Source organism: Amycolatopsis sp. NPDC051102, from assembly GCF_040682815.1.
Taxonomy (GTDB): Bacteria; Actinomycetota; Actinomycetes; order Mycobacteriales; family Pseudonocardiaceae; genus Amycolatopsis.
Window position 1 is genome coordinate 155,296 of sequence record NZ_JBFBBT010000013.1, and the last position, 26,068, is coordinate 181,363.

The 26,068-nt window shown below is 73.7% G+C and carries 19 protein-coding genes; 8 read left to right on the plus strand and 11 right to left on the minus strand.

Annotated elements, in window-relative coordinates:
• Positions 1-58: 58 nt before the first annotated feature.
• On the plus strand, positions 59-1,420 hold the full coding sequence (locus AB0M93_RS31425; protein WP_364280154.1) for a glycoside hydrolase family 6 protein: 1,362 nt from the start codon (positions 59-61) through the stop codon (positions 1,418-1,420).
• Positions 1,421-1,469: 49 nt separating this feature from the next.
• Here the strand turns inward: AB0M93_RS31425 and AB0M93_RS31430 are convergent, their stop codons facing one another.
• Positions 1,470-2,294: a hypothetical protein gene (locus AB0M93_RS31430; protein ID WP_364279886.1), complete on the minus strand. Its 825-nt coding sequence runs from the start codon at positions 2,292-2,294 to the stop codon at positions 1,470-1,472.
• A 310-nt stretch (positions 2,295-2,604) separates the two neighbouring features.
• On the opposite strand from AB0M93_RS31430, the gene AB0M93_RS31435 reads away from it, so the two are divergent.
• From AB0M93_RS31435 to AB0M93_RS31465, 7 genes are all read left to right on the plus strand, one after another.
• Positions 2,605-3,339 carry a hypothetical protein gene (locus AB0M93_RS31435; RefSeq protein WP_364279889.1) on the plus strand — a complete coding sequence of 245 codons (735 nt, stop codon included), beginning with the start codon at positions 2,605-2,607 and terminating at the stop codon, positions 3,337-3,339.
• 98 nt (positions 3,340-3,437) lie between these two features.
• On the plus strand, positions 3,438-3,896 hold the full coding sequence (locus AB0M93_RS31440; RefSeq protein WP_364279892.1) for a hypothetical protein: 459 nt from the start codon (positions 3,438-3,440) through the stop codon (positions 3,894-3,896).
• The gene (locus tag AB0M93_RS31445; protein WP_364279895.1) at positions 3,893-5,629 is read left to right on the plus strand and encodes a hypothetical protein; all 1,737 of its coding nucleotides are present in this window, start codon (positions 3,893-3,895) and stop codon (positions 5,627-5,629) included. The genes AB0M93_RS31440 and AB0M93_RS31445 overlap by 4 nt, the downstream gene beginning before the upstream one ends.
• Before the next feature lies 1 nt (position 5,630).
• On the plus strand, positions 5,631-5,786 hold the full coding sequence (locus AB0M93_RS31450; RefSeq protein WP_364279898.1) for a hypothetical protein: 156 nt from the start codon (positions 5,631-5,633) through the stop codon (positions 5,784-5,786).
• 4 nt (positions 5,787-5,790) lie between these two features.
• Positions 5,791-6,306 (plus strand): hypothetical protein, encoded by a 516-nt coding sequence (locus AB0M93_RS31455; RefSeq protein WP_364279901.1) that lies wholly within the window; start codon positions 5,791-5,793, stop codon positions 6,304-6,306.
• Between the two features lie 13 nt (positions 6,307-6,319).
• A complete protein-coding gene (locus AB0M93_RS31460; protein ID WP_364279904.1) occupies positions 6,320-7,864 on the plus strand; it encodes an AAA family ATPase in 1,545 nt (514 codons plus the stop codon).
• Positions 7,864-11,748: a CHAT domain-containing protein gene (locus AB0M93_RS31465; protein ID WP_364279907.1), complete on the plus strand. Its 3,885-nt coding sequence runs from the start codon at positions 7,864-7,866 to the stop codon at positions 11,746-11,748. Before AB0M93_RS31460 ends, AB0M93_RS31465 begins: the two co-directional genes overlap by 1 nt.
• Here AB0M93_RS31465 and AB0M93_RS31470 read toward each other — a convergent pair.
• Genes AB0M93_RS31470 through AB0M93_RS31515 form a run of 10 tightly spaced genes read right to left on the minus strand, consistent with a single transcriptional unit; the run spans position 11,729 to position 25,871 of the window.
• Entirely contained in the window at positions 11,729-12,886 is a 1,158-nt protein-coding gene (locus tag AB0M93_RS31470) for a toll/interleukin-1 receptor domain-containing protein (protein ID WP_364279910.1), read from the minus strand. The genes AB0M93_RS31465 and AB0M93_RS31470 overlap by 20 nt on opposite strands.
• On the minus strand, positions 12,870-14,678 hold the full coding sequence (locus tag AB0M93_RS31475; protein ID WP_364279913.1) for a caspase family protein: 1,809 nt from the start codon (positions 14,676-14,678) through the stop codon (positions 12,870-12,872). Before AB0M93_RS31475 ends, AB0M93_RS31470 begins: the two co-directional genes overlap by 17 nt.
• The gene (locus tag AB0M93_RS31480; RefSeq protein ID WP_364279916.1) at positions 14,675-16,075 is read right to left on the minus strand and encodes a hypothetical protein; all 1,401 of its coding nucleotides are present in this window, start codon (positions 16,073-16,075) and stop codon (positions 14,675-14,677) included. Before AB0M93_RS31480 ends, AB0M93_RS31475 begins: the two co-directional genes overlap by 4 nt.
• A gap of 17 nt (positions 16,076-16,092) precedes the next feature.
• Positions 16,093-18,780, minus strand: a complete 2,688-nt coding sequence (locus AB0M93_RS31485; protein WP_364279919.1) for a CHAT domain-containing protein — start codon at positions 18,778-18,780, stop codon at positions 16,093-16,095.
• A 32-nt stretch (positions 18,781-18,812) separates the two neighbouring features.
• Positions 18,813-19,760, minus strand: coding sequence for a hypothetical protein (locus AB0M93_RS31490; RefSeq protein WP_364279922.1), 948 nt, complete (start codon positions 19,758-19,760; stop codon positions 18,813-18,815).
• 2 nt (positions 19,761-19,762) lie between these two features.
• Entirely contained in the window at positions 19,763-20,755 is a 993-nt protein-coding gene (locus tag AB0M93_RS31495) for a protein phosphatase 2C domain-containing protein (protein WP_364279924.1), read from the minus strand.
• The gene (locus tag AB0M93_RS31500) at positions 20,755-21,471 is read right to left on the minus strand and encodes a VWA domain-containing protein (protein WP_364279927.1); all 717 of its coding nucleotides are present in this window, start codon (positions 21,469-21,471) and stop codon (positions 20,755-20,757) included. Before AB0M93_RS31500 ends, AB0M93_RS31495 begins: the two co-directional genes overlap by 1 nt.
• Before the next feature lie 19 nt (positions 21,472-21,490).
• Positions 21,491-23,038, minus strand: a complete 1,548-nt coding sequence (locus tag AB0M93_RS31505; protein ID WP_364279930.1) for a DUF4407 domain-containing protein — start codon at positions 23,036-23,038, stop codon at positions 21,491-21,493.
• Positions 23,035-24,474 (minus strand): hypothetical protein, encoded by a 1,440-nt coding sequence (locus AB0M93_RS31510; protein WP_364279933.1) that lies wholly within the window; start codon positions 24,472-24,474, stop codon positions 23,035-23,037. Before AB0M93_RS31510 ends, AB0M93_RS31505 begins: the two co-directional genes overlap by 4 nt.
• Positions 24,471-25,871 carry a hypothetical protein gene (locus AB0M93_RS31515; protein WP_364279936.1) on the minus strand — a complete coding sequence of 467 codons (1,401 nt, stop codon included), beginning with the start codon at positions 25,869-25,871 and terminating at the stop codon, positions 24,471-24,473. The genes AB0M93_RS31510 and AB0M93_RS31515 overlap by 4 nt, the downstream gene beginning before the upstream one ends.
• Positions 25,872-26,068: the final 197 nt, after the last annotated feature.

A 26,068-nucleotide genomic window follows, 5' to 3' on the forward strand; every position in this document is an offset into this window, starting at 1 on the left:
GTGAGCACGAAGCGCCACCCAGTCGGTCGAAGGAGAAACTTACATGCGAAGCAGGCCAATGGCGGCCGGAGCGATCGCCGCCCTCGCCGCGAGCGGGGTCGTCGTCATCACGACGTGGACCACCGCGCAGGCGGCCGGATCGGCGTTCTACGTCGACCCGGGCACCAACGCGGCCAAGTGGGTCGCGGCGAACCCCGGCGACTCGCGGACCGCGGTCATCCGTGACCGCATCGCCTCGGTGCCGCAGGCGAGGTGGTTCACCACGACGAACACGTCCACGGTCCGGGGCGAGGTGGACGCCTACGTCGGCGCCGCGGCGGCCGCGGGGAAGATCCCGATCATGGTCGTCTACGACATCCCCAACCGCGACTGCGGCGGCGCGAGCGGCGGCGGCGCGCCGTCCCACGACGCGTACCGGGCGTGGATCGACCAGGTGGCGGCGGGCCTGGCGGGCCGCCCCGCGGAGATCGTGCTCGAGCCGGACGTGCTGGCCCTGATGACGAACTGCCAGAGCGGCGACCAGCAGAGCCAGACGACGGCGTCGATCGCGTACGCGGGCAAGAAGCTGAAAGCCGGCTCCTCGCAGGCGAAGGTGTACTTCGACATCGGGCACTCGGCGTGGCTTTCGGCAGGCGACGCCGCCACGCGGCTCCGGGCGGCGGACGTCTCGAACAGCGCCGACGGCTTCTCGACCAACGTGTCCAACTACCGCGCAACGAGCGACGAAGTGGCCTACGACAAGGCGATCCTCGGCCAGCTCGGCGATTCACGCCTGAAGGCGGTCATCGACACGAGCCGCAACGGCAACGGCCCGCAGGGCAGCGAGTGGTGCGACCCTGCCGGGCGCGCGATCGGCACGCCGAGCACCGACCAGACGGGAGACGGCCAGATCGCCGCGTTCCTGTGGATCAAGCCGCCGGGCGAAGCGGACGGCTGCATCGCCACGGCGGGCCAGTTCGTCCCCCAGCGGGCGTACGACCTCGCCGTCGCGGCGGGCCCCGTCCAGACGACCACCCCGACGACGCCGACAACACCGACCACGCCGACCACCCCCACGACACCGACGACCACGCCCACGACACCGACCACCACCACGCCGACGCAGGTGCCGGGAACGTGCAAGGTGACGCACCGGGTGGTCAGCTCCTGGCCGACCGGCTACACGGGTGAGATCGTGATCCAGAACGCCGGCGCACCGATCACGCAGTGGACGCTGACGTTCTCGGCGCCGGGCGTGACGGTCACCCAGGGCTGGAACGGCACGTGGACCGACACGGGCGACACGGTCAAGGTGGACAACACCTCGTGGAACGGCAATCTGGGCACGGGAGCAACGGCAACGCTGGGGTACAACGCGAACTACGCGGGCGGCACCCCACCGTTCCAGTCCCCGACCCTGAACGGCATCTCCTGCGGCTGAGTCCCGTCCGCCCCGGGCCGGCTGTCCTCGTGGCAGCCGGTCCGGCCGGTCACCTCGGGGCCGCGGTCTGCACCAGGACGTCGAGGGTCGGCTGGAACTCCGCCCAGAGCGAATCGTCGACCGAGGCGTAGACCGCGTAGTCGTGGCCGTCCGCGCGCCAGTACCGGCCGAGCGCGTGGCGCTGGACACCGGCCTTGGTGGTGAACCGGAATTCCCAGACGACGTCGCCGGAGGAGAGCTCGTCCAGCCGCAGCCGCTCGTAACCGGTGCGGATGGTGGGCGTGGTCCGCTCCAGCCGCTCCACGGCGTCGAGCAGCGACATCACCGGGGTCGGGCTGCCGCTGTACCGGATGAGCGAGCCGGATCCGTCGGGCGCGTCGGCCTCGTCCGTCGTCGCGAACGCGCCCCGCTGCACCGACCACCCGGCGGGAATGCTGACCGACACGCCCGCCGGGCCGGTCACCCGCTGGTAGCCGTCCGGCACCGCCCCCGGCGAGTACGACTCGGCCGCCGAGGTGTCCGAGGTGGTCGATGTCCCCGAAGTGTCCCAAGTGGACGCTGTGTCCGTCGGGTACGCCGAGGTCGTCGGCGTACCGGTGAGGGCTTCGGTGGGGACGTAGCTGGAGTAAGCGCCCGCGCCGCTGCCCGCGCCCAGGAACTGGCTGCCGGAGCCGGATGCCGGCGCGGGCTTGTAGGTGACTGTGGCGACCACGACGACCGCCGTCACCGCGACGAACGCGGTCACGCCACCGCCGATCACGAGCCTGGTCCGGCCGCGGTTCTTCGGCTCGCCGGGCGACGGCTCGTCGAACAAGGGCTCGTCGAACGACGGCTCGTCGAACGAGGGCGCACCGGGCGGTTCGGGCCGGACCACCGGGATCGGCTCCGTCGGCGGGCCCGCGGCCGCGGGTCCCGGGTCTTCCGCGCGGCCGGGAAAACCGGCGGGAGCACGCGCCGGGCCCCACAGAGAACCCCGCGTTCCCGGTTCGTTCCCGGCGTCGTCGAAAACCGGAGATCCATTCACTTCGGGCACCTTTCACCTCGGAGGCCGCGCCGGGTGCGGTGTTTCCCAATCGAGACTTCCGGGGCGGGCCGTCACCCGACACAATCGCATCCGGTTCGTGTTCTGTTTCGCACCGGCGCCGGCCGATACCGCGAACACGCGATGGCGAGGAATGACGATCATGCCCGCTTCCTGTTTTTCCTGTGGCACCCCACTGAGCACGACGGACACCGATTGCCCGGCCTGCGGCGGTCACCCGCCCGCCCCGGGCGGCGCGGTCCCGGCCGGGACCGCCGCCGCGGCCGGCCCGCCGCCGCGGGTTCCCGGGCGCGTGGCGACCGGGACGGTGGTGCGGGCCGGCGCCGTCCGCCAGGAGCCGGTCATCGGCCGGAGCCTGGTGGTGGCGTCCCGGACCGGGGCGGCGCTCACGGCCGCGGCACTGGCCGTCGCCGTGGTCGCGCACGCCCCGATCGGGCCGCTGCTGGTGGTCTGCGGCGTCGCCGCGGTGGTGCTCCCGCTGCTCGGCGCCGCGTTGCGGTCGACGCTGCCCGCGACCGCCCGCCGGACCGGAACGCCCTGGTGGCCGTGGGTCCTGGCGTTGCAGGAGCGGGCGCGGGCGCGCACCGCGGACGTCTCGGACCTCGTGGTCAAGGACGTCACGGGCACCGAACACGGCTGCGTCGTGACCGGCAGGCTGACCCCGGCGCCGCCCGGGCCGGGCACCGGCGTCGAGGTCTACGGACGGCGTGACCGGGCGGGCCGGGTGGTCGTGCGGCAGCTGGTGCTGGCCGGTACCGGTCAGGTCCTACGGCCCCGGCTGTCCGCGGCCGGGCGGCTCACGCGGATCGCCGCGGCCGCCACCGCCGCGGCCTGGTTCGCGGCCGCCACCGCGCTGCTCGCCCTCGCGACCCGGTGACTCGTTGCGCCATCCGGGTGACATCGAGACCGGCCGTAATAGCCGCGCCCGGCGCGGCGACTAGGGACAGGAATGCCTCACCCCAAGGAGCCGGCACGGTGCCGAAACCATTGATCACCCGGCAGGACGGGACGTTTTCCCGATCGCGGCGGACGACGAACAGCGCGGTGCCTGCCGGACGCGGACTGAAATCCGGCCGCCGGTCCGGCAACTACCTCCGCGCGGTTCGCGCCCTCGACGCGTCGGGAAAACTCAGCGCGGTCGAGATCGACGAGTTCGTCGGTGGAGTACGCCGGGAATTCGAGGAAAAATATCACACGATTCCCTTCGGGATCGTGGCCGAGTGTTTTCTCGGCGAACCGTTCGAAGTGCACACCCTGGCGCTGGACGGGTCGATCATCGAGCACTACCGCCGCGGGCAGGCGCTGCCGCCCGCGCTCGAACGCGCCCGCACCCTCGCCGTGTCACCGGCCTACCTGGCTGTCGAGGTCTACCCGGACCGGCTCGTCTGCGTGCGCGCGGACGGCTCGGTCGTGCTCCTGGAAGGTGATTCGTGAACGACGCCCAAGTCGCCAACGCCGTCAGAGAGATCAGCCGGGTGGTCGGCCGGCTGGCGGACTCGCAGGACGAACTGAACCAGCAGCAGGCCGTGCTCCAGCAGTCGATCGGCCGGGTCGCCGACGTGCAGGACCGCACCCGCAGCGAGCTGCTGGACCTGCGCGCGGAGTTCACCGAATACCGGCGCCGCGACGAGCTCCGGCACAACCTGCAGGTCGCGCACACCGAGATCATCCAGGTGCGGCAGGAGCTGGAAACGAGCTTCGGGCACTTCGCCGAGGTGCGCCGGCTCGCCACCGGCGCGCTGCAGGCCCTCGACGTCGGGATCGTCACGCACGGCACGCTGCGCCAGCTCTCCGAAGAGCTGATGCTGGTGACCCCGCAGTACTGGCTCGCGCCCGCGCTGGTGGCCGTCGCCGCCTGGATCCGCGACGACCCGGACCTGGCGCGGAAGGCGCTGGCCGAGACGACCCGCCGGGACAACGACAAGGCCGCCCTCTTCTTCGCGCTCGTCCTGCGCCGGCACCGCCGCAACGAGGCCACCGCGCGGTGGCTGCGCCAGTACACCGCGCGCCAGGACCCCACCGGGCTGTCCCGTGAGTTCACCGTGATCCTCGACGCGGTCAGCACCGGCGCGTTCGGGCACGAGTCGAAGCACCTGGTGATGCGGCAGCTCGGCGAGTGGTACGAACGGCTCGCCGACGACCGCGGGATCGTCGACCGGCAGGTGGACCGGTGGGCCCGCCTGCTCGACGCCGACCGGCGGCCGGTCGACCCGCGCTACACCGTGCTCCCGGCGATCAGCCCGACCTGGCCGCAGCTCAAGGAGCTCTACGAAGGGGCGACCGTGCACCGCGCCGCGGAGGAGCGGTTCCGCAAGATGTTCACCGGCGAGCTGCCGCAGAGCGAAGACCTGCGCGAACGTGTCGACGAGATCCTCGACGGGCTCGTCACCGGCTACGACGTCGAGGAAGCGCCGTTGCGGCGCAAGGAACACGAGCTGCAGGAGATCGTCAAGGCCGACGGCGACAAGGGCAAGGCGGCGAAGGCGGTCCAGGCCGCCGCACCGCTGCACGAGGAGACGGTCGACTTCCTCACCCTGCTCAGCAACGCGGCGGTGGGCGACCCGCGGACCGGGACCTCGCCGGGGACCCAGCGGTTCGCGGTGGCGCTGGCGAAGGACTGGATCGCCGAAGGCGCCGGGCGGCTGGAAGCAGCCAACATCGGCGCGCAGCCCGCGGCCGTCGAGTTCGCGCTGGAGGGGTGGTCGGCGCGGATCGACCAGAGCACCGGCGAGACGGACCTCGTCACGGGGCTGGCGGCGCACATCGACGCCGAGACCGAAGCCGCGGTCGCCAAGGTGCGGTTCACCGGGCCGCCGCTGGCGAGCGCGATCATCGCCGGCGGTGTCCTGCTGCTGGCGTTGTGGGCGGGGCTGCTGCACAACCCCGGGCTCGCGGTGTTCTTCCTGCTCGCCACGGCCGGTCTGGCCGGCGCGTCCGCCTACCAGGCCCGCGCGCTGCCCGCGCGCCGCGAGGAACTGCGGCGCCAGGGCGAGCAACGCCGGGCCGCCGCGGTCGCGAAGCTGCGGGGCGGGATCGCCGAGCTGGTGGACCTCCGGGCCGAGTGGGAGCGCGAGCTCGCGCTCGCCGCGAGCCTGACGGCGTACCTGAACCGGCTCAACAGCGCGGCGTTCGCCGCACCGGCACCCGGCGCGAAGCGAGGAGCGTGACATGCCGAGAGCGATCACCGGCCGTCCGGAAGTCCCCGAGCGCCCGGAGGAACCGGGCCCGAAGCACGTCCTCCGGGACGACGAGGTCGCCCTGGAGCTGCCCGGCTGGGATCTGCTGCCGCCCGCCGAGTTCCTCCACCGGCACCCCCGGAAGTGACGCCGTGCAGCGGACGCCCGGCCCGTACGCCGCGTGGGTGAGCTGGCTGGCGGCCTTCGGCCGGGGCGAGGACCTGCCCGCCGGGCACCTCACGCCGATCGACGCCGACCTCGGGCCGCAGATGGCCGAACGGCTGGCCCGGCACGTCGCGGAGGCGTTCCACGACCGCCTGCGCCGCTGGCAGACCGCCTTTTCGCGCGACCAGCAGCTGCTGACGGCCCGGCCGGAGCAGGCGGTGACCGTGCTCGCGGTCGTCCTGGCGGACGCGCGGAAACGGCTCGGCCCGCTGGTCGCGTTCACCGTCCACCCGGGACTCCCGGCGGAGCTGCGGACCAGCCTCGCCGATTCGCTCCGCGACTCGATTTCGTCGGCGCAGCAGAGCCTCGAAGACGCCGTGCGGGACGCGCCGGCCGAACTGCGCAACGCCGTCCGGCAGAACAGCCTCGAGCCCGCACTGACCCGGCCGGCCGCACCGCCGCCGGCCGGACCGGCGCGCGGCCGGCGGGTCATCCTCGACTAGGGAGAACAGCGAAATGCCCAACGGGGCGGAAACGAAAGCCCGCATCGAGTCCTACCTGCTGGCCCGGATCCCGTTCGTGTCCGTCCGCACGGTCGAACGCGGGCGGGCGCTGGAGATGCTCGGGGAGCTGGCCCGGGAGAAGCAGCTCGACATCGTCGTGCACACGCTCAGCCAAGGCCTGCGCGACCTGAAGAACCGGCAGGTGCTCTCCGACGACAAGTCGCTGCTCGGCGCGCTCGACCTGGCGGGCGAATGGTTCCAGGCGCGGGCGAACCAGACGGTCGTGTTCACCGATGTCCAGCACCTCGGCGACGACAACGAGATCTCGCGGCGGTTCGTCGACCTCGCCCAGCTGGCCGAGGAGCACGGCGGGTGCATCATGGTGATCACCGCCGACCCGACCTGGAACACCCTGCAGCGGATGGGGATGGCGGTCACGCTGGACCTGCCGGACGTGGACGAGATGCGGGCGGAGATCGAGGACTTCCTGCACCAGTACGCGGGCGAGATCCGGATCGAGTGGGGCCCGGCCGAGTGCGAGGAAGCCGCGTCGATCCTCACCGGCGTCACGAAGATCGAAGCGCTGAACATCCTGGCCACGTTCGTGGTGCGGAAGTCCATCACCAAGGCCGAACTGGTCGAGCTGAGCCGGGCCAAGGACTCGATCTTCAGCGAGCTGTCCGGCATCGAGCGGGTCCCGGTGCGGGCCGGCGACCACCACGTCGGCGGGCTGGCCGGGCTGCGGCGGTGGCTGGACCGCAAGCGCCCGCTGCTCACCATGGACCTGCGCGACCGCGGGATGCGCCCGCCCCGCGGGGTGCTCCTGGTGGGGGTCCCGGGGTGCGGGAAGTCGTTGTCGGCCAAGGCGATCGCGAGCGACTGGCAGCTGCCGCTGTACCGGCTCGACATCGCGTCGGTGCTCGGCATGTACGTCGGCCAGTCGGAGGGCCGGCTGCGCGAGGCGCTCGCCACCGCCGACGCCGTCGCGCCGTGCGTGCTCTGGATCGACGAGATCGAGAAGGGGCTGGCGGGCTCGGGCACCGACACCACCGGCATCACGACGCGGCTGGTCGGGCAGTTCCTGTACTGGCTGCAGGAATCCCCCGCCCGGGTCTTCGTGGTGGCGACCGCGAACGACGTCCGGGCGCTGCCGCAGGAACTGCTGCGCAGCGGCCGGTTCGACGACATGTTCTTCGTCGACCTGCCCGACGCCGAAGAGCGGCAGGAGATCATCCGGATCTACCTGCGCAAGTACCTGCGCGTCCCGGTGGCCGACGACGTCGTCGAGGAGCTCGTGCGGCTCAGCGACGGGTTCGCCGGCTCCGACGTCGAGGCGGCCGTGAAGGAGATCGGGTACGAGGCGATCGCCGCCGCCGACGACCGGGACGTGCCGGTCGAGTTCTACCGCGACGCCTTCCGCAACATCGTGCCGCTGGTGCGCTCGGCGCCGGAGCGCATCGAGGAGGTCCGGCAGCTGCGCGACCGGGCGATCCCGGCGTCGGGCAAGGTGCGCGACTCGGCCGAGAAGGCCGGCTCCCGGCGCGTGGTGCTCGGCTGATGCCCGACGAGGACCGGCTGAGCGAGGCGGAGGTCCGCCGGTGGGCGGCCGACCTGGCGAAGCTGGTCGAGCACGACGCCGGCACCGTCGATCCGGCCCGCACCGGGGCGTTCGGCTACCTGCTGCTCGACGTGCTCGACGAGGCCGACCCCGGCTTCGCGGCCGATCTGGACACCGCGGCCCTCCTGCTCCGGCACGGCGTCGCCTTCGCCGCCGACGATCCGCTGGCGTGTTCCTGGCGGATCGCCCTGGCCCGGGTCCACGCCTACCGCGCCGGCGCGGGCGACCCCGCGCAGTGGGCGGCGGCGCTGTACTGGGGCGAGCAGGCGGTCGCGACCGCGGGTGACGCCGACGAGCTCGCGGAAGCGGTGCTGGAGGTGGCCGGCATCCGCACGGAACGGCTCGGCGCGTTGTGGGCCGACGAGCACGTCTCCGCGGACACCCGCCGGCAGGAGCTCGACGGCGCCCTGGCCGCCGTCACCGAGCTGGGCGACCGGCTCGCCGACCCGGCCGACCGGGCGGTCCTGGACCTGCACCGCGGCCGGCTGCTCGACGCGCGGCACGACCTGTTGTCGAAGGACACCGACCTGCGGCACGCGATCACGCTGGTGGACGACGCGCTGGGCCACCTGCCCGCCGGCCACCCGGCGCTGCCAGAGGGGATGTCGCTGCTCGCCGGCCTCCACCGCGAACGGCACCTGAAGGACGAGGACCCGGCCGACCTCGACACGGCGATCGCGTTGGCGTCGGCGGCGATCGGGGCCACGCCGTACGACGATCCCGCGCGGCCGGAGCGGCACTTCGAATACGCCAGGCTCGTCCTGATCCGCCGTGGCCAGGCGGCGGAACCGGACCCCGACGACCTCGACCGGATCATCGACAGCCTCGCCGTCGCCGTGGAAACGGCCGACCCGGAAATCTTGACGTGGTACGGCGAGGCGCTGCTCGAGCGCGGCCAGAACACCGGCAGCGTCGCCGATCTCACCGCGGCCACCGAGTGGCTGGCCCGCGGCGCCGCGGAGCAGGACCCGGCCGCCGAGGACGCGTGGTACGTGTGGAGCCAGCTCGCCGAGACGCACAGCGACCTGTTCGAGCGGACGGGCGACCAGCGCCATGCGGACGCGGTGATCGAGGCGGTCGGCCACGGCATCGGCCTTCCCGTCCCCGACCCGGACCTGACGTACGAATTCCACACCCGGCGCCTCGACGCGGCCTTCCAGGACGGCAACCGGCCGGACCTGAGGGAGTTCCTGGCCACCCAACCGGCCATGGCTTGGGTACGAGAGGCCCACGCGGCCGTCGACCACGCCGCGGCCGCGGGCGAGCTGTCCGAGATGGCCGCGGTGCTGTCGTACAAGGTCGGACTGTCCTGGTACCACCTCGTGCTCCACGGCGGCGACCAGCTGAGCGCCGACCTCGACGCGTTCCGCACGCTGATCGGTTCGATGAGCGGGCTGTTCCGGAACGGGCTCGTCCTGGATCCGCCACCCGAGCTCCGGATGCTTTTCGGAGTGCTGATCGAGTTCTTCGACAACACCGCCCGCGTCGTCGCCGGAGACGGTGACGCGGACTTCTCCTCTCTCCGGCACGCGTTCGCCGATCCGGCCCTGTCGGACACCCGCGGCGATCTGGTGGCCCTCATGACCGCCGTGCTCCCGATGGTGGGGGCGGTCACCGGGTCGTTGAGCGCCCTGGACGCGGGCTTGGCGCTCTTCGCCGATGTGTGCGACGACGAGACGGCCGGGCCCGGAGAACGCGCGGAAGCCGCGGCGATGCACCGGTTCTTCCAGCTGACCCGGGCCGTGCACACCAAGGAGGACCCCCGGAAGACCTACGAGCTCGCCCGGAGCGCCTGGGACCTGCTCGACGCCCTGCCGCCGTCACCGGCCATCGAGCCGATCCTCGGCCTGGTCGAGGCGATCACCCGCGCCTGCGCGGCCGCTTTCGGCACCGCTCCGCCCCCGATCCGCGGTACCGCCGGCGCCGGGACGTGGATGGGGCACCTGCTGGAGCCGATGGCGATCAACGCCGAGGTGGTCGCCGCCTTCGAGAACAAGGACATCGGTGCGCTGCGGGTCATCTGCGCCCGGCTGGCCACCACGGAGATGCCGGTCCACGGCGATGAAGCGATCCTGCTGCAGAGCACGCGGGCCATCGCCCACGACAGCCTCTCCCAGCTGGCCCCGGGGGACACCGAAGCGCTGGAGCGCGCGATCGCCGCCTACCGGGTGAGTCTCGCCGCCATCGGCCGGGACGGCAGCCCGCTTCTCGGGTACCAGGCGACGTCGCTCGCCGCCGCGCTGCGTCGCCGTGGGCGTCCGGAAGATCGCGTCGAAAGCCGGCGGCTCGCCCGGAAAGTCGTCGAAAACGCCGCCTGGCGGGTGCTGATCCAGTCGGAGAGCGAGCACGCGATGGAGATCGCGCGCACGGCGATGGAGGCTGCCGACCGGCTCACCGCCTGGTGCGTCGACGACCGGGCCGTGGCCGAGCTCGTGCAGATCGTCGACGCGCGGCGCAGCCTCGTGCTGCGGTCGGCGAACACGACGCGGTCGGTCTCGGCGCAGCTGGGCACCCTCGCCCAGGACGGGCTCGCGCGCGAATGGGAGTCCGCGGGCGGGGCCGAGCAGCCGCTGGTGCCCGAGCACGGCGGTCCGGGCGCCGGCTGGGGTGCCCTGCGGCGCAAGGTGCTGCGCGCCCTGACGGCGGACTCCGAAGACCTGCTCAGCCCGCCCACCGTCGACGAGCTCCAGCACGCGCTGCGGGCGCAGGGCGCCGACGTGCTCGCCTACCTGCTGCCGGCGAACGCCCACCACGGCTCCCTCGCCGTCCTCGTCCCCGCGGCGGGCGACCCGGAGGTGCGCCCGCTGCCCGCGCTGGGAACGGCCGAGGCGGTCAAGCGGTACCAGGACGCCTACGCCGCCTGGGACGCCGCGGATCACCCGGCCGGCCCCGAGTACCGGCAGTGGCGGGCCGAACTGCGGGAGGTCTGCGGCTGGGCGTGGGACGCCGCGGCCGGTGAGCTCCTCGCGTACGCCGGGCGGGATTCGCGGCTCGTCCTGGTGCCGCTCGGTGTCCTCGGGCTGGTGCCCTGGCACGCGGCGTACCGCCCGGTCGACGGCCGCGACCGCCACCTCGTCCAGGACGCGACCGTCTCGTACGTCCCTTCGGGACGGCTGCTCTGCGAAGCCGTGGCGCGCCCGGACGTGCCCGGCGACGTCGCCCTGCTGGTCGGGAATCCCGCGGGGAACCTGTCCGACGGCGCGGCCGAAGCGGTGACCATCCGGGACTCCAGCTACCCCGGCGGCGTCTTCCTGGGCGGCACCGGGCGGGCACGGTGGTGGGTCCCCGCCCCGGCCGGTCCGGGCTCCCCCGGCCAGGTGCGGGACCACCTGCGCGGCCCGCTCGGGCTGCTGCACCTGGCCTGTCACGCCGTGGCGGACGTCGGCAGCCCGCTGCGGTCCCGGATCGAACTGGCCGGGGGCGCCCTCTCGGCGCGGGAGCTGCTGGAGCTGAGCCCGGCGCGGCCCCTCGAGCTCGCGCTGGTCGTCCTGGCCGGGTGCACGACGCAGGTGTCCGGAGTGGACTACGACGAGGCGTTGTCGCTGTCGGCGACCTTCCTGGCCATCGGCGCCCGGACCGTCGTCGGCTCCCTGTGGCGGGTGCCCGCCGGCTGGTCGACGGCCGCGCTGATGTGGCTGTTCCACGACAACGTGCGCCGCCACGGCCTGGCGCCGGCGGAGGCGCTGTGTCAGGCCCAGGTCGCCCTGCTCGAAGGGTCGCCGTCGCTCGACGGGATGCCGGACGCGCTGCAGGAGCTGCGCCCGGCCGGCTCCGGCCCGGCCGGCATCGAGACCTGGGCCGGGTTCACCCCGCAGGGTCGGTGAACAGGACCTTCAGCAGCTCCGCCGCCGCGTCCAGGGTGAAGTCGGAAAGGACGTAGTAGTCGGCGATCGCGGGCAGGAACGACAGCGGGATGTCGTCGGGCGAGCGGCCCGGCAGGACGACCGGCAGCACCTTCCTCGTCCAGTGGTCCCGGTCTCGGTGCAGGAGGTCGGCCAGCCGGCTGTACTCCGAGCGGATGCCGCGGTGGCGGGCGGGATCGGCGAGTTCGCCGTTGCCCACCGCGCGGTACGCCGGCGACGCCACGACGATCACGTAGTCCGTGCGCAGGATCTGGGTCGTGGTCCACTCGTCCCAGTTGCGGCGGCGGCCCAGGTCGTCCTGGTCGACGCGCACGTCGACGCCGGTCCGGACCAGCAGCCGGCACAGCTTCATGACGGCCTTCTTGTGCGCCTTGGACTCCTGCGCGTACGAGACGAACACCCGTGGCCTGCCGTCGCCCGCCGGTGTGGCCGGGACGTCCGGTTCCGGCGCTTCGGGCAGGCGCACGGTGAACGCATCCGGTTCGCCGCTCGCGCGGATGCCGGATTCGCCGTCCGCCGAGAGGTGGTAGGCCCCGCTGGCCAGGACCGGCAGCTCGGTGCGGTCCGGCGGGGTCAGCAGGACCAGCCACGCGGTGTGCGTGCCGGCCTGGACGCCGCCGGAATGCCGCCACCGCACCCGCGCGTTCCCCAGGCCGAAGCAGGCCACCGGCGATCCGACGGCGGGCAGCGCGACGTTGGCTTCGCTCGCGTCGGCCGCCCAGCGGGCACGGCCGTCGGTGCGGCGGACGAAGTTGAGCTGCTCGGTCAGCTCGTAGGTGCGCGCGGGTTCGGGCCCGGTGACCGCGCGGGGGATCGCGTCGACCACCATCACCTCGGCGGCGTCGAAGGCGAACTGCACCTCCGCCCAGGCCGGCGGCGTTTCCCCGGCAGGCACGTCGAATTCGTAGTTCACGCGGACGAGGTAGGCCGCGTGCCCGGCGAACCCGGCCGGCAGCGGATCGATCCGGTGCAGCTGCCAGCCGGAGAACCGGATGAGGCCGATCTCGATCTCGTTGGGCGCCGGCTCGACGGACCGCACGAAGACGTCGAGGAACAGCGGGACACTGGCCGCCGTCCGGTGGTCAGACAACGAACTCACGGATTCTCCCTGGGTCGGGCTGGGCCGGGACGAGGTCGAAATCGATGGTGCGTACCGCGAAGGGCGAACGGAGACTCCGCCCGAAACCGGGACCCGCCGCCCGGACGCCGTCCTGTTCGAGCACGCGGCTGTCGACCGGTTCGGCGGTCACCAGCACGACGATCGTCTCCGGGCGGGGCCGGTCGCGCGGCAGGTCGGCGGGCCAGCTGAGCGCCACTCCCTTGAGGGAGCCGGTCAGGTCGTTGCCGCCGAAGGTGTACCGGCCGCCGCGGGCGAGCCGGACGCCGCTGGGGGACGCCGGGTTCAGCACCGAAATCCCCGCGGCCACGCCGATGTCGAGCAGCGAGACGTACACCGGGTCCGGGCTTTCGTTGCCCACGCGGACGTAGACGGGCTGGTCCACGTGCAGCACGGCACCGCAGGGCGACAGCGGCACGGCTCGGCCGCCCTCGACGCGCCCGAACTCGATCGACACCGGCAGCGGCAGCGCTTCACCCGGTCCCTCGCTGAGGCGCCGCAGCGCGCGGGCCCTGGCCAGCCGGGTCAGGTCGCGCACGACCCGCCGGATCCCGTCCTCCCCGGCCGGCCGGGGCCGGTGCAGCGGCCCGGATTCGTCGCGCACCGTCAAGCCGCCGGCGTCGTGGCCGACCTCGACGGGGCAGTCCTCGCCGGGGCCGGTCAACCGGATCAGCGGGGCGAGCTCGATGGCCCGGGCGAGCGAAGCCGGCCACGGACCGGACGACACGACCCGGACCGGCAGCACCGGCGCGGCCGTGCGGACCGGGTGGGCCCGCGCGCCGATCGGCAGGGCCGTCGCCGGTGGCCGCAGGTCGCCCCAGGCGGCTGCCAGGTCGACGCGGTCGACCCGCACCGCCCCGAGCCGCCGGCCGTCGGACTCGCCCGGCAGGATGACGAACTCGTCGCCGGGCGTGACGCCGAGGAGCGCGGCGCCGCTGAGCCGCACCCGGCCCGCGACCAGCGCGGCGGGCAGCGTCGCGACCGGGTCGGTCTCGGCCACGTCGAACAGCAGCCGGCGGGCCGGTCCCTCGGCTTCCGGCCGCTGGACGGGCAGCAGCGCGAGCACCCGCCGGCGCACCCGGTCGGCGACCGTCGCCCACGAGACCGCCACGTCGCCGGCTTTGGCTTCGGCCAGCGTCCGGACCAGCGTGTCGGTCAGGAGCCCGGCCCGGAGTCCTTCGGGGTTGACGTACTCGTACGCGGACTGCTCGGGCGCGCAAGCCACGATGCGCACGGCGTGCGGGTTGCCGGCCGGCGTCCACCCGTCGAGCCCGGGTTCGGTGCGCCGCAGGCGATCCAGGTGCGCGGCGAGCAGCCGGAAGGGCAGCGGGCCGCGGGCCTTGACGACCTTCTCCGGATCCCGCGACAGGTGGGCGGCGTGGCAGCTGTCGAGCACGACCGTGACGTTGTCCGTCTTCGCCGTCAGCTGCCGGAGCAGGAGTGACAGCTCCAGCGCGGTGATGCCGCGGAAGTCGTCCACAGTGGACTCGTCGTAGTCGACCGGCTCGAGGAACGGCACCGCGCCACCCGACGGCGCCACGCTGCGGCCGCCGTGGCCGGAGTAGTAGACGACGACCGCATCGCCTTCGCGGGTGCCGGCGATGAACCGCGAGTACGCGGCGAGGATGCCGGCCCGGGTCGCCTCCCCGCCCTGGCACGGGGTGCTTTCGAAGCCCCAGCCGGCCAACGCCCCGGCCATCGCCGCGACGTCCCGGCCCACGCCGGCCAGCCGGCCGGTCTGCGCGCCGATCAGCAGCGCCCGGCGGGTGCTCATCCGGCCTCCTGCGCGGCGGCCTTCAGCGCGTTGCGCCACGGGTAGTCCGGGGGCACCGCGGCCCGCCGGAACTCGGCGACGGCCTCGGCGGCGCGGCAGAGGCAGCGCAGGGCGTGCAGCGCCGCGAGGTCCGCCGGATCGGCGATGCCGGCCGCGATCGCCGCGTCGGCCCGGTCCGCGAATTCGCCCGCCACGACCTCCAGCGGCCCGCCGAACGGGCGTTCCTCGTCCAGGAACGCCCCCAGCGACAGCAGCATCACCGGCCGGGCCGGGTGCCCGGCGGGCAGCTCGCGCACCGCCGCCAGCAGGCTCTCGGCCCCGGCCACCGCATCGGCCCGGTCGCCGCCGTCGTCGAGCCGGTCCCGCAGCGCCAAGGCCACGGCCAGGACGAACCGGTCGACGGCGGTGGGCTGCCCTTCGGCGACCATGGTCGCCAACGCGACCAGCTCGTCCACGGCCTCGACCGACAGGGCGGGGGCGTCCGGCCGGAGCAGTTCGGCCGCGCGGGCCCAGATCGGCTCCGCACCGCCCAGCTTTTCGTGCAGGGAGCGCCGCAACCGGTCGCCGTCGGGCGCCGGCGGTGCCGGAACCGGCTCCGCGGGCTCGGGCTCGGGCTCGGGCTGCACGACGACGGCGACCGGGCGGTCGATCGGCTCGATCTCCATGAGCGACTTCATGTCCGCGAACGAGAAGAACGTGTCCGAGCCGCGGCGGCCGGGGACCGCCTGCCGGAACCGGTCCTGGAGCTGCTGAACCTTGGTCATCAGCCCCAGCATCGCCGGCACGTCGATGCCGGCCCCGGCGGTTCCGCTCAGCATGGTCTGCAGGATCTCGGCCACGGCCAGCAGCGATTCGACGCCGTCGGCGAGTTCCCGCGAGGACGGGCCGTCGGCGAGCAGCTGCCGGAAGCAGGCGGCCGCGCGGTCGACGTCCGCCCGGACCTCCGGGGCGACACCCCCGCCGATGAGCTGCGTCGCCATGTCCGGTGACCGGAGCGCCCCGGTCGCCCGGCCGAGCCAGAGCTGCCCGCGCTGGACCTGGCACATCTCCCGGTGGACCCGGGTGAGGTGCGGCGATTCCAGCGCCTCGGTCAGCACCTCCAGCCCGGCCACCCGGTCCCGCTCGTCCTGGGTGTGCGCGCCGTACCGCGCGCCCAGCAGCCAGCCGAGCTGGGCGGCGACCTGGCCGCGGACGCTGTCGCCGGCCCGCAGGTGTTCGAGGCACTCCTGCAGCGCGGCGATGGCTTCGTCCAGGTCGGGCTGGGCCTCCGGCCGGCCCGGGCCGGTCCGCCAGTACTGCTGGGCGAGGATCTGCGCGAGCCGGGTCAGCGGAGCCACTTTGGCCGGGCCGTGCAGCTTCTCCAGCTCGGCCCGCAACTCGGCGACGGTGTCTGTCAACGGTTCGTCCTTCCCGGTCAGTGTCCGAAGTGGAGGAAGCCGGCCCAGTCGGCCACCGGCGCCGGTTCGCCGGGCGGCACGGCCGCCACGAGGTCCGCGGGCATGCCCGTCGGCGGCACCCGGCCGGGGTCGAGCATCCACATCTGGGCCTGCCGCAGCGCCTGCCAGGGCGGCAGGCCCTCCCGGCGGCAGTAGTGGTGGAACAGGTACATCAGCGCCGGCGTCCGCGCGTCCGGGATGCTCCACTGGGTGGACAGGACCGACCGGACCCCGCCGGTCAGGAACGCGGTGCCGAGGCTGTACGCCTCGTCGTAGCCGTGCACCGACCGCCCGGTGTTGCAGGCGGCCAGCACGACCAGCCCGACCTGACGCTCCGGCGAAGCCACGAGCAGCTCCAGGATCTCTTCGGCGGACAGCTCGCCGCCGGCCAGCCGCAGGAACGCCTTCGCGTCCTCGAGCCCGGCGGCGAACGAACCGTGGCAGGCGAGGTGGAGCATCGCCCCCGCGCCGGGGCCGGGATCGGCGAGCCACCGGCGGACCTCGTCCGCGGTACCGCGCCCGGACGGGCTGACCGTCCCGTTGGGACGGCGGCCGACATAGCGCGCGCCCCGGTAGAACGCCTGCCGGACGGTGTACGCCTCGAGCCGGGCGGCGTCGAGGTCGAGCTCGGGGTCGCCGGTGTCCGGGTCGCCGACCACCAGTCCCCCGCCGGACGGGAGAACCGGTTCGCGGGCGGCGTTTTCGCACAGCAGCTGCGCCGAAACCGCCTGCGACAACGCGGCCAGCTCGACCGCGTACACGCCGTCCCGGCGCCGTGCGGCCTGCCACGGGATCCGCGCGAGGTCACCCATCGGGATCAGCACGATCCGGGGCACCGGGCCGCCGTCGCGCGTGCGCGCCCCGAAGTACCCGTCGAGCAATGGCCCCATCGCCGCGCCCCACGCCCAGTCGCACAGCGGGCCGAAGCTGTCGACGAGCTCGTCGTCGGGCGAGGGCGAGAGGTCGCGAGCCGACCGGGCGGCCAGGGCCGCCAGGTACCGCTCCGCGCCGTCGTCGTCCCGCACCGAGAGCTCGGGCAGGACCATCCACGCCGGCGGGCCGTCGGCCGGCGCGATGAGCGCCAGGCCCGGCAACGGCGGCTCGGCGGGGACCAGGTAGACGAGCGCGTCCGCGCCCAGACGCGCGAGTGCGGAGCGGATTTCGCCGACGCTCGGCGGATCCAGCAGGTCCCCGGCCTCTTCGGTGAGCACCGAGAGCACTTCGCGGCGGAGACCGCCGGACCCGGCGCCCTCGGTTTCCCAGCGCCGGGCCAGTTCCGCGTGCCCGGCGGCGGCCAGCCGGGCGGGCACCTTCGCCAGCTCCGTCGCGGCGAACAGCATCAGGCCGCGGCCGGTGTCGAGCGCGCGCAACGCGGCCGCGGGGTTGTCCGCCTTCAAGCACCGGCGCGCCAGGTCGAAGGCGTCCCGCGCGGCGTCGCGGATCGTGATCTTCGCCCCGGCCGCGTCGGACTCCAGCAGGACGCGCCAGGCGTAGCTGCGCTGGGCGAGCAGGCCGGTCTCTTCGACGTCGTCCCGGCGTCCGATCCGCTCCCGGACCGAACCGAGCAGGTCGTTGACGAGGGCCCAGTACGGGTGCTGCGGCCCGTCGAGTCCGGCACGTGCGCGCTGCAGCAGTTCGTCGGCCTCGTCGAGACCGTCGGTGTTGCCGGCCGCCTCGGCGCGCCGGACCAGGCAGAAGGCAACCGAAAACAGGCAGAACGCGTGGTGCGGGTGCCCGGGCGGCAGCAGGGCCAGCGCCGTCCGGTGGTGGCGGAGCGCGAGTTCGATCCGGGCCGGGTCGGTTTCCCGGTGGCCCCGCAGGTAGGCGCCACCGAGCGCGAGGTGGCTCAACGCCCGGTCGAAGGGGCCGGCGTCGGGACGCTCGGCCAGCGCCCGCAGCTCGGCTAGCCGTTCTTCGGTGGGCTCGGCGCCGCCGTCCAGCACGGCCCGCATCGGTTCGATCCGGGTCGAGGTGTCGGCCATCAGCTGCCGGAGCGCGTCGTGGCCCGGCAGCTCCCGGACCGCCCGCTCGGCGGTGTCGTACCACCTGAGCATCTCGGCGTGGTCGCCGCGCTGGTTCGCGGCGAAACCACGGGCCACGGGTTCGAACGCGGCCACGAGCGGCGCGAACTCCGGCCGGTCCCGGAGCCCGTGGAGGTGCTCCGCCACTTCGGCGGGCGCGCGCTGCAGCACGCTCTCGTTGCCCTCGTTCAGCGCCCGCAGGAACCCGGACATCGTCCGCAGGAAGCCGAGGGCCGGCGCCACCGCCGGGTTGTCCCCGGCGAGCTCGCCGAGCGTGCCCAGCTCCGCTTCGAGGGGCGCCAGATCGGTCAGCTGCCCCTGGAGCCCGGTGTGCATCATGGCGCCCATCCGGGCGAAGGTCCGCACCCGCACCCAGTCCGGGTGGGCAGGCGGGCGGGCCTCCGCGAACCGCAGCAGCTCCCCGGTGTGGGCGGCGTACTCGGTGACCGCCCCCGGGTTCCCGCGGAACAGCGCCAGGAGCATCGCCGCCGCGATCCGGGGCCGTTCCGGGTGGTCCGCGGGCAGCCGGGACAGGCCGGCGACCACGCCGGCGATCTCGTCCTCGGTGCCGTCGCCGGTGATCGCCCGGATCACCGCCGCCTGGCACCGCAGCACCACGGCGTCCTCTTCGAGCGTCCCGGTCACTGCGCTCCTCCTGCTCCTCCGTGCCGCGGCTGTCAGGACGCGGTTCGCCTGCCGTGCGCGGTCCCCCGGTCGGCGAGGATCGCCAGGACCGCCGCGACGAGCCGGTCGGTCGACGCCCGGTCCGCCAGCGCGTCCACCGGCTCTTCGAACACCGCGCGCACGACCTCCACCACCACGGTCCTGGCGTCCTCGCCGCGCGCCAGCCGGCGCTCGATCGCGGTGACCGCGACCCCGGCCAGTTCGGTGAGCAGCGCGTCCGCCAGCCGGTGGCGGGCGGGGTCGGCCGGCTCGTCGAGCTCCGCCGGCACCACCGGCAGCAGCGGGATGCGCTTGCGCCCCAACGGTCGTTCGACGTAGTCGTCGAACCACCGCGGCCGCGTGCGCATGGCCGCGACCACGGCGTCCACCTCGCGCACCACCGCCCGGCGGGCGGCCTCGAAGTCCCCGCCGGCGCGCATCGCCCGGCGCGCCGCCCACGTGTCGACCGGCCAGATCCCGGCGCCCGCGGTCACCTCGTGGCCGGCGAACTCCAGCATGTCGACGGCCAGCTCCAGCAGGCTTTCCCGGCCCCCGAGCCGCAGCGCCAGCCAGGCGGGTACCCGCGGCCGCTGCAACGCCCCGCGCGCGCCACGACGACGGCGATAGGCGTCGACGGTGACCGCGGTGAGCCGTTTCCGGACCCAGCCTTCGAGGTTGCGCACCGGCACGCGGGCGTTGCGGAACAGGTCGCCGAGGACGGCGTCCATGTCGTCGTGGAACCGGTCGAGGCAGTCGTCCGCGAGCGCGGAAACCGCCGTCGCGCACCGCAAGTGGCCGCGGTTCAGCTCGAGCTTCTTCGTCAGCTGCCCGAAGACCACCGGCTGCACGATCTCGTACAGCTCGGCGCGCAGCAGCTTGCGTTCCCCGGCGGACGCCAGCGCGGCGAAGCCCGCCAGTTTCCCCTGCCGCGCCAGCTCCCGCGCGGACGGCCGCTCGGCCATGGTCACGCTCCCGGCCAGATCGCCACGGCGGTGCGGTCGTCGTCGTGCGAGCGCCGGGCGAAGTCGACGTGCGCGGCGAACGCCAGCGGCTCCGGCGGGCACCGCCAGTTCTCGGCGAGGAATTCGCCCACCGTGCCGGTCCCGTCGTCGAGCGGGTCCGTGACCCCGTCGCTGAGCAGCACCAGCACGTCGGCGGGGCCGAGGTGCGTCCGGACGACCTCGGGCGGCCGCGCGGGCAGGTACGGAAGCGCGTCGGTGGCCGAACACGCCACGGTGGCGCCCTCGTTCTTGACCGGGTTCAGCGGCTCCCAGACCTTCCCCGAACGCAGCACCCAGGCCGACGAGTCACCGTAGGCGAACACGGACACCGGGTGGCCGCCGGCGGCGGGCCGCATGTCGGCGACCGCGAACAGCACGGTGGTCGCGAGTTCCCCGGCCACCTCCGCGTCCTGTTCGACGAAGCACGGCGGCGACGCGCCCTCCAGCTCGCGCCGGCCCGCCCTGATCACCTTCGCGGCGAGCACCCGCAGGACGTGCGCCCAGTCCAGGTCGCCGGGTCCGGCCTTCTCGAGCTGTTTGGCGACCAGGTGACACCCGTGCCGGGTGACGACGTCCGCGGCCACGTGCGACAGCGGACGGCTGGAGAGCCCGTCGGCCACCGCCGCGACCACGAACCGGCCGTCGCACCGGAAGGCGTAGGCGTCCTGGCGCACCTTGCCGTGGAACCGGTGGGAACGGCCGCGGGCGCTGGCCGCCCGGAGCACCATCGGCGGCCGCCCGCCGTCGCCGTTCAGCAGCACGCCGTCGAGGACCGTGTCGGGGCGGTCCCAGTGGCTCCGGTCCGGATAGGACGGTGCGGTGGCCGCCCGGCCCGGGTCGCCCACCTCGAACGGCGTGATCCGGAACTCGCCGCGCCACACCGGGTTCGCCGGCCCCTCGTCGTCTCCCGGGGCCGCGTCCGGCGTCACCGCGGCCGTCCCGTCCGGTCCGGTCATCACACGAAGTCGTCGTCGTCGGCGGTGTGCGAGCTGATGCCCGCGGGCAGCTCCGACTCCTCGGGCAGCACGATCCCGGATTCGCCCTGGGACAGGCTGTGCCCGGACTGCAGCACGCTCGAGATCATGATCTCGGCCATGGCGGTGATCGCCTTGGCGGCGTCCTCCCCGTTGTCCATCAGGTACATCCGCATCTGCTTGCCGCCGGTCGACGGGTGGATCAGCGACTGCAGGACGTGCGCGTCGGCGTCGTCGACACCGAACGGGATGACATTCGGGTAGGCCTCGTCCCCGGCGAGGTCGGCGAACGCCGCCTTCCACTCCGGCACCGGGTCGGTGGGTGCGCCGTCGGACAGGAAGAACACCGCCGGCCGGTGCACCTTGAAGCCATCGGTCTTGAGCAGCTTGATGTTCGCCGCGATCGTCGACCGCAGCAGCCGGAACGCGGCGACGTAGGACGTGCCGCCGCGCGGCTTGAGGACCGGCATCGCCAGGCTCGGCTCCAGGATGTCGCACAGCGGCAGCTGCACCTGGGCGTCGTCGGCGAAGTCCAGCAGCCCGATCCGGACCTTGTCCGCCAGGATCGGGTCCGTGGCCAGCGCGTCCTGGACCTGGCGGATGATCCGGTTGGCGGAATCGATCTTCCGGCCCGACATCGAGTAGGACGCGTCGATGACGATGTAGAACGGGAGCAGCTTCGTACCCTTGGCTTCCACGGAGGCCTTCCTTTCACGGTCAGGGATGCCGGACGGCGGTCCCGTTGTGCGGCACGGCGTTCACCGGCACGCCCGCGCTCGCCTTGAACTGCCGGTAGGTCTGCCCCGCGCCCACCGGGTGCCGCCCGGGACCGGCGGTGGCGAGCGGAGCCGTCACCGGCTCCGCGGGCGCGGGCAGCGGGGTCGTCACGGGCTCGGCCGGCGACGCCGCCACGGGCCGGACGGGCACGGTCATGCTCATCGGCAGCATCGGCGGCGGATCGGCCGGTTCCGGTTGCCCGGTGTGCTCCCGGTACCACCGCTCCAGTTCCGCGTCGCTGCGGCTCTTCGCGATCACGCCCCACGTTTCGATCGCCGCCCGCGCGATCGCGGCCTGCTGCTCGACCAGCAGCCGGTTGGCCGCCTTCGCCTGCTCGATCTGCTGGTCCTCGAGGTCTTCCTCGATCTTCAGCAGCAGATCGGTGCGGCCGCCGGCGCGCCGCTCGAGGGTGTTCTCCTCCTTGGCGAGCAGCTTGTCGTACAACGTCGGCTCGCCAACCAGCGTCAGCAGCTTGACCACCACCGGCAGCACCTCGATCAGCAGGAACAGCAGGGTGAGCGCCAGGCTGGCCAGTTCCATCTGCGAGTTGCCCGCGGTCAGCCGGTCGAGCGCTTCCAGCCGGGCCAGCAGGCCCTCGCTGCCGAGCTCGCCGCGGTCGAGCCGGCCCTGGGCTTCGGTGCGCTCCTTCTTGCGCTCCTCGAGCCGGGGGACGAGGGTGGTCAGCTCGGCCTTGGCCGCGTCCGCGTTGGACGCCGACCCGCCGGCGATCCGGTTCTGCGCCTTCGCCGTCGCGTCGTTGAGCTGGGTCTTGGCCGCGTCCAGATCGGCCTTGGCCTGGTCGGCCTTGGCCTTCGCCTGCAGGTAGGCCTCGCCGACCCCGGCCCGGTGCGTGCCGCAGCTGCCCACCAGCTCGCATTGGGCGTCGGCCGCGGCCTTGTCGTACGCCGCCTGCGCGTCGGTGACCCGCTTCTGCGCGGCCACGACGTCGGCATCCTCGCTGACGCTGGGCTGGCTGCGCCCGGAAGCGACCGCCTGGAGCTCGTCGGCCTTCTTCTGCAGCAGGTCGATGTCGGCGAACTGCTCGTTCAACTTCTTTTGCGAAGCGATCAGGTTGTCCGAGTGCATCACCTGCATCTCGTTGGTGATCTCCGGTTCGAAGATCCGCAGCACGAGGGGCATCGAGACGACCGACCCGATCACGACGGCGAGCAGGAGCCGCGGCACGGCGGCGGCGAGGTTGCGCATCCAGCCGGTCTGGCGCCGGATGTTGACGATCAGCATCCGGTCGAGGTTCAGGATGACCACCGCCCAGAGCCCGCCGATCACCACGGCGGCCGGGGTGGGCAGCTTGAGGGTGCTCGCGAGGGCGAACGCGGCGGACACGCCGGCGACGGCGGCGGTCGTGAGCAGCACCCCGCCCATCGCGGTGTACTTGACCCGGTCGGTCCTCGCCTGGGCGAGCACGTCCGGCTGTGCCCCCGCGAGGCGGGCCAGCGGGTGATGATGGCGCCGCACTGGACTGGTCATGGGTGCACTTCCTGGTCGGCAGCAGGGTCTTCGACGGCGGCGGGCGCGGCGAAGAACGTCGTCAGGTCCACCGGGACGGGCACGAGCACCGGCGGCGGGGCGGGCAGGGCCACCGGCGCGGGGGACACCCCGGGGCCCGGCTCGGTCCACGCGGCGACGGCGTTCGCCATCGGCGGCAGCGGCACGGGTGCGCCGCGGGGGAACGCCGGGAGCACCCGGCCCACGGCAGGCAGCTGCGCCGGGACGAGCCGGGGCAGGTCCAGCTGCGGCATCGGCACCGGCAGGTCGTGGAACGACGGGACGTCGAAGACGGCGACCGGCTCGGTCAGCACCGCGGCTTTCCCCAGCGGGTTGCGGGCGGTCACGGTGATCCGGCCGGTCCGGGCGGGATGGAGCACGATCGTGCCCGTCCCGGCCGTGCCCGGCACCGAAACGGCCGCGATCCCCGCGCCTGCCGCTTCGACCGTGGTCGCCTCCTGGGCCGTCCAGCTGAGCGTGAGCGGCTCGCCGGCCGCGACGATCGTGCGGTCCGGGACGACCCGCTCGAGCACCGGCGGGCCGAGCGGCTCACCGAGCGCGTGGCGCAGGTAGCGTGCCCACTCCTCGGCGGGCGGCCGCCCGGCGGGGTCGTCCTGGAGCGCCGCCGCGAGCAGCGTCCGGCCGGCCGGATCGAGCACGGCGCCGGCTTCGCCGGGGTCCCGGTTGACCGAGCTGAAGCGGTCCGGGGTCAGGCACCGCAGGACGAACAGGCCGAGCTTGTAGAGGTCGGTCGCCCGGTTCAGCACGTCGGGGCCTTCGGGCGGCTCCCAGTCCGGCGCGTTGAGCTGCGGCGCGATCTCGCTGACCTTCCGCACGGCGTCGCAGTCGACGAACATCACCGTCGGATCGGCACCGAGGCGGAACACCGCGTTGCGCGCGTTGACGTCCCCGAACGCCACATCCAGCTCCCCGTGCAGGAAGGCGAGCGTGGCGGCGAAATCCCGGCAGACGGTCAGCCGTTCGGCCGGCGTCGGGGCCGGCGTGCCGAGGCGCAGTGCGCGGTCCGGCGGGATGAAGAGGAACTGGGCTTCCCGCGGCTTGGCCCGGGTACCGCCGTTCGGCAGCCGGACGTCCTGCATGAAGGACTCCGGGATCCGGCGCAGGATCAGGCCCAGTGCGGCGCCGTCACCGTCGACCACCTGCCGCACCGGCCAGGTCGTCACGGCGTCGAGGCGGTCGAGCTTGGCGGGCTCCGGCACGAGCCGGGAGCGCAGGTTGATGATGGCGCCCATGCCGTGCTTCGGCGCCTTGCCCGGCTTGTACTGCTTGTACACCAACGGGCCCGGCACGTCCGGCAGGCCGAGCTCCGGCAGCTCGTAGATGTGCGCCTGCCCGCCGGAGCCCAGCTTGGCGCCCAGGCGGCCGAGCCGGTCGGCGGCCAGGTCGGTGCCCGTCACCACAGGACACCGCGCGTGACGAAACCGAGGGTCAGGACCAGCAGCAGCACGGTGGCCAGGACGATGCGCCGCACCAGCACCGGGCCGGTGCGCCGGACGAGCCGGGTGAAGCGGCCGGCCTCGGCCCCTTCCGGGGACTCGGCCGTCCCCTGCTCGGTCAGCCACCGCTGGGCCAGCACGTCCGCCAGCTCGCCGCCGGAATCCGCGCGGGCGACGGCACGGACGACGTCAGTGGCGCGCGAAGTCCGCGCGATGCGGCGCGCGGCATCACGGGCGGACGCGGTCACCCGGCCGGGCCCGGTGGCGCCGAACGCCACCTGGACGACCCGGTCGAAGATCGCGTCGTGCAGCGGGCCGGGGATGTGCCGCCGGATGGTCGCGGCCGCCCAGCCTTCGTTCTCGAGCGCCCGCCGGACGTCGTCGCGGTCGTCGATCGTGGAGACCCAGTACTCCAGCTCCGCCAGCGCGCCGTCGACCGCCCGGTCGTCACGCGCGCCGGAAAGCCCGCGGACGAGTTCGGTCCACCGCGCGAAGGTCAGGGAAGAGCGGACCGGCGCCGGCTGGGCCGGCACCATGGCCGCCACGGCGGGCACCAGCGCGGCCGGGGCCGGGACCGGCACGGGCGTGCCGACCGCCGGTGGGTCGACGCCGTACTCGTAGCGGTAGACCAGCGCATTCGCGCGGTATTCGTTCTGCGGGCTCGCGCCCTGTCCGCGGGCCAGATCGATGACGATCATTTCCGCGGTGGCGACCCGCTGGGGCGGCGAGTCGAAAAAGACGATATCGAGCCCGCTGCCGGCCGCGCCGTCGTGCGTGGCAAAAGTCCACGTGCGTTCCGGCAGTTCGGGTGCGGCGATTTCGCGCAAGGCCCAGAGGATCGCGGTCCGGTCGGCGCCCGGGCACCCGACGAAACCGATCGGCGTGGCCGGCGACTGCAGCAGCCAGGCGAGCGAGTGGGCGAGCAGGTCGGCCTGCGCCAGCGCCCGGCCCCGGAACCGCTCCGCCGCGTCCGGGTCCCACAGCTCGCCGGCCGACAGCGACGGCAGCCGCCGGTCGGCGGGCGGCTGCACCGGACGGCCCTTCCAGTCCGCTGTGGACAGAGCCAGTTCCGCCGTCACCGTTTCGTCCGCGCCCAGCAGGGCGTGCATTTCCACGACACCGGGCCGTTGCAGGTCCCAGGTCCGGCGCAGCACCGCGGCGGCCCCGTCGGGGAAGACGACGTAGGTCAGTGCCCCGTTCGTCTCCGCGAAGCGCAGGTGCGGACGCACCAGGCCGAGCCAGGCGTCCTCCGCCGAGGCACCGTCGAGCGACGACGCCGCCACCGAGACCGCGCCGTCGGCCGCGACCTGGAACAGCGCCTGCGCCACCACGGTCGTGACCCTTTCGGTGCTCGCCATCAGTGTGTCCTCCGGAACCGTTGAAGCGATTTCACGCACCGGCCGGGCGACTGCACGGCGGGCAACGCGTCCGTTCATTCGCTCCGGCCGCTATTACCGTTACCGGTCGGCTCACGATATTGCCGATTCGTGTCATGCGGGCTTTTCTGACGCACTGCAATCGACAGAGGACAGTCGTTATCGGACAGAAAGGTGAC

Bases quoted from the DNA above. Each gene is read 5' to 3' on its own strand.
- AB0M93_RS31425 (WP_364280154.1), top strand. From the start codon at position 59: ATGGCGGCCGGAGCGATCGCCGCCCTCGCCGCGAGCGGGGTCGTCGTC.
- AB0M93_RS31435 (WP_364279889.1), top strand. From the start codon at position 2,605: ATGCCCGCTTCCTGTTTTTCCTGTGGCACCCCACTGAGCACGACGGAC.
- AB0M93_RS31450 (WP_364279898.1), top strand. From the start codon at position 5,631: ATGCCGAGAGCGATCACCGGCCGTCCGGAAGTCCCCGAGCGCCCGGAG.
- AB0M93_RS31460 (WP_364279904.1), top strand. From the start codon at position 6,320: ATGCCCAACGGGGCGGAAACGAAAGCCCGCATCGAGTCCTACCTGCTG.
- AB0M93_RS31465 (WP_364279907.1), top strand. From the start codon at position 7,864: ATGCCCGACGAGGACCGGCTGAGCGAGGCGGAGGTCCGCCGGTGGGCG.
- AB0M93_RS31475 (WP_364279913.1), bottom strand. From the start codon at position 14,678: ATGAGCACCCGCCGGGCGCTGCTGATCGGCGCGCAGACCGGCCGGCTG.
- AB0M93_RS31490 (WP_364279922.1), bottom strand. From the start codon at position 19,760: ATGGCCGAGCGGCCGTCCGCGCGGGAGCTGGCGCGGCAGGGGAAACTG.
- AB0M93_RS31495 (WP_364279924.1), bottom strand. From the start codon at position 20,755: ATGACCGGACCGGACGGGACGGCCGCGGTGACGCCGGACGCGGCCCCG.
- AB0M93_RS31505 (WP_364279930.1), bottom strand. From the start codon at position 23,038: ATGACCAGTCCAGTGCGGCGCCATCATCACCCGCTGGCCCGCCTCGCG.
- AB0M93_RS31515 (WP_364279936.1), bottom strand. From the start codon at position 25,871: ATGGCGAGCACCGAAAGGGTCACGACCGTGGTGGCGCAGGCGCTGTTC.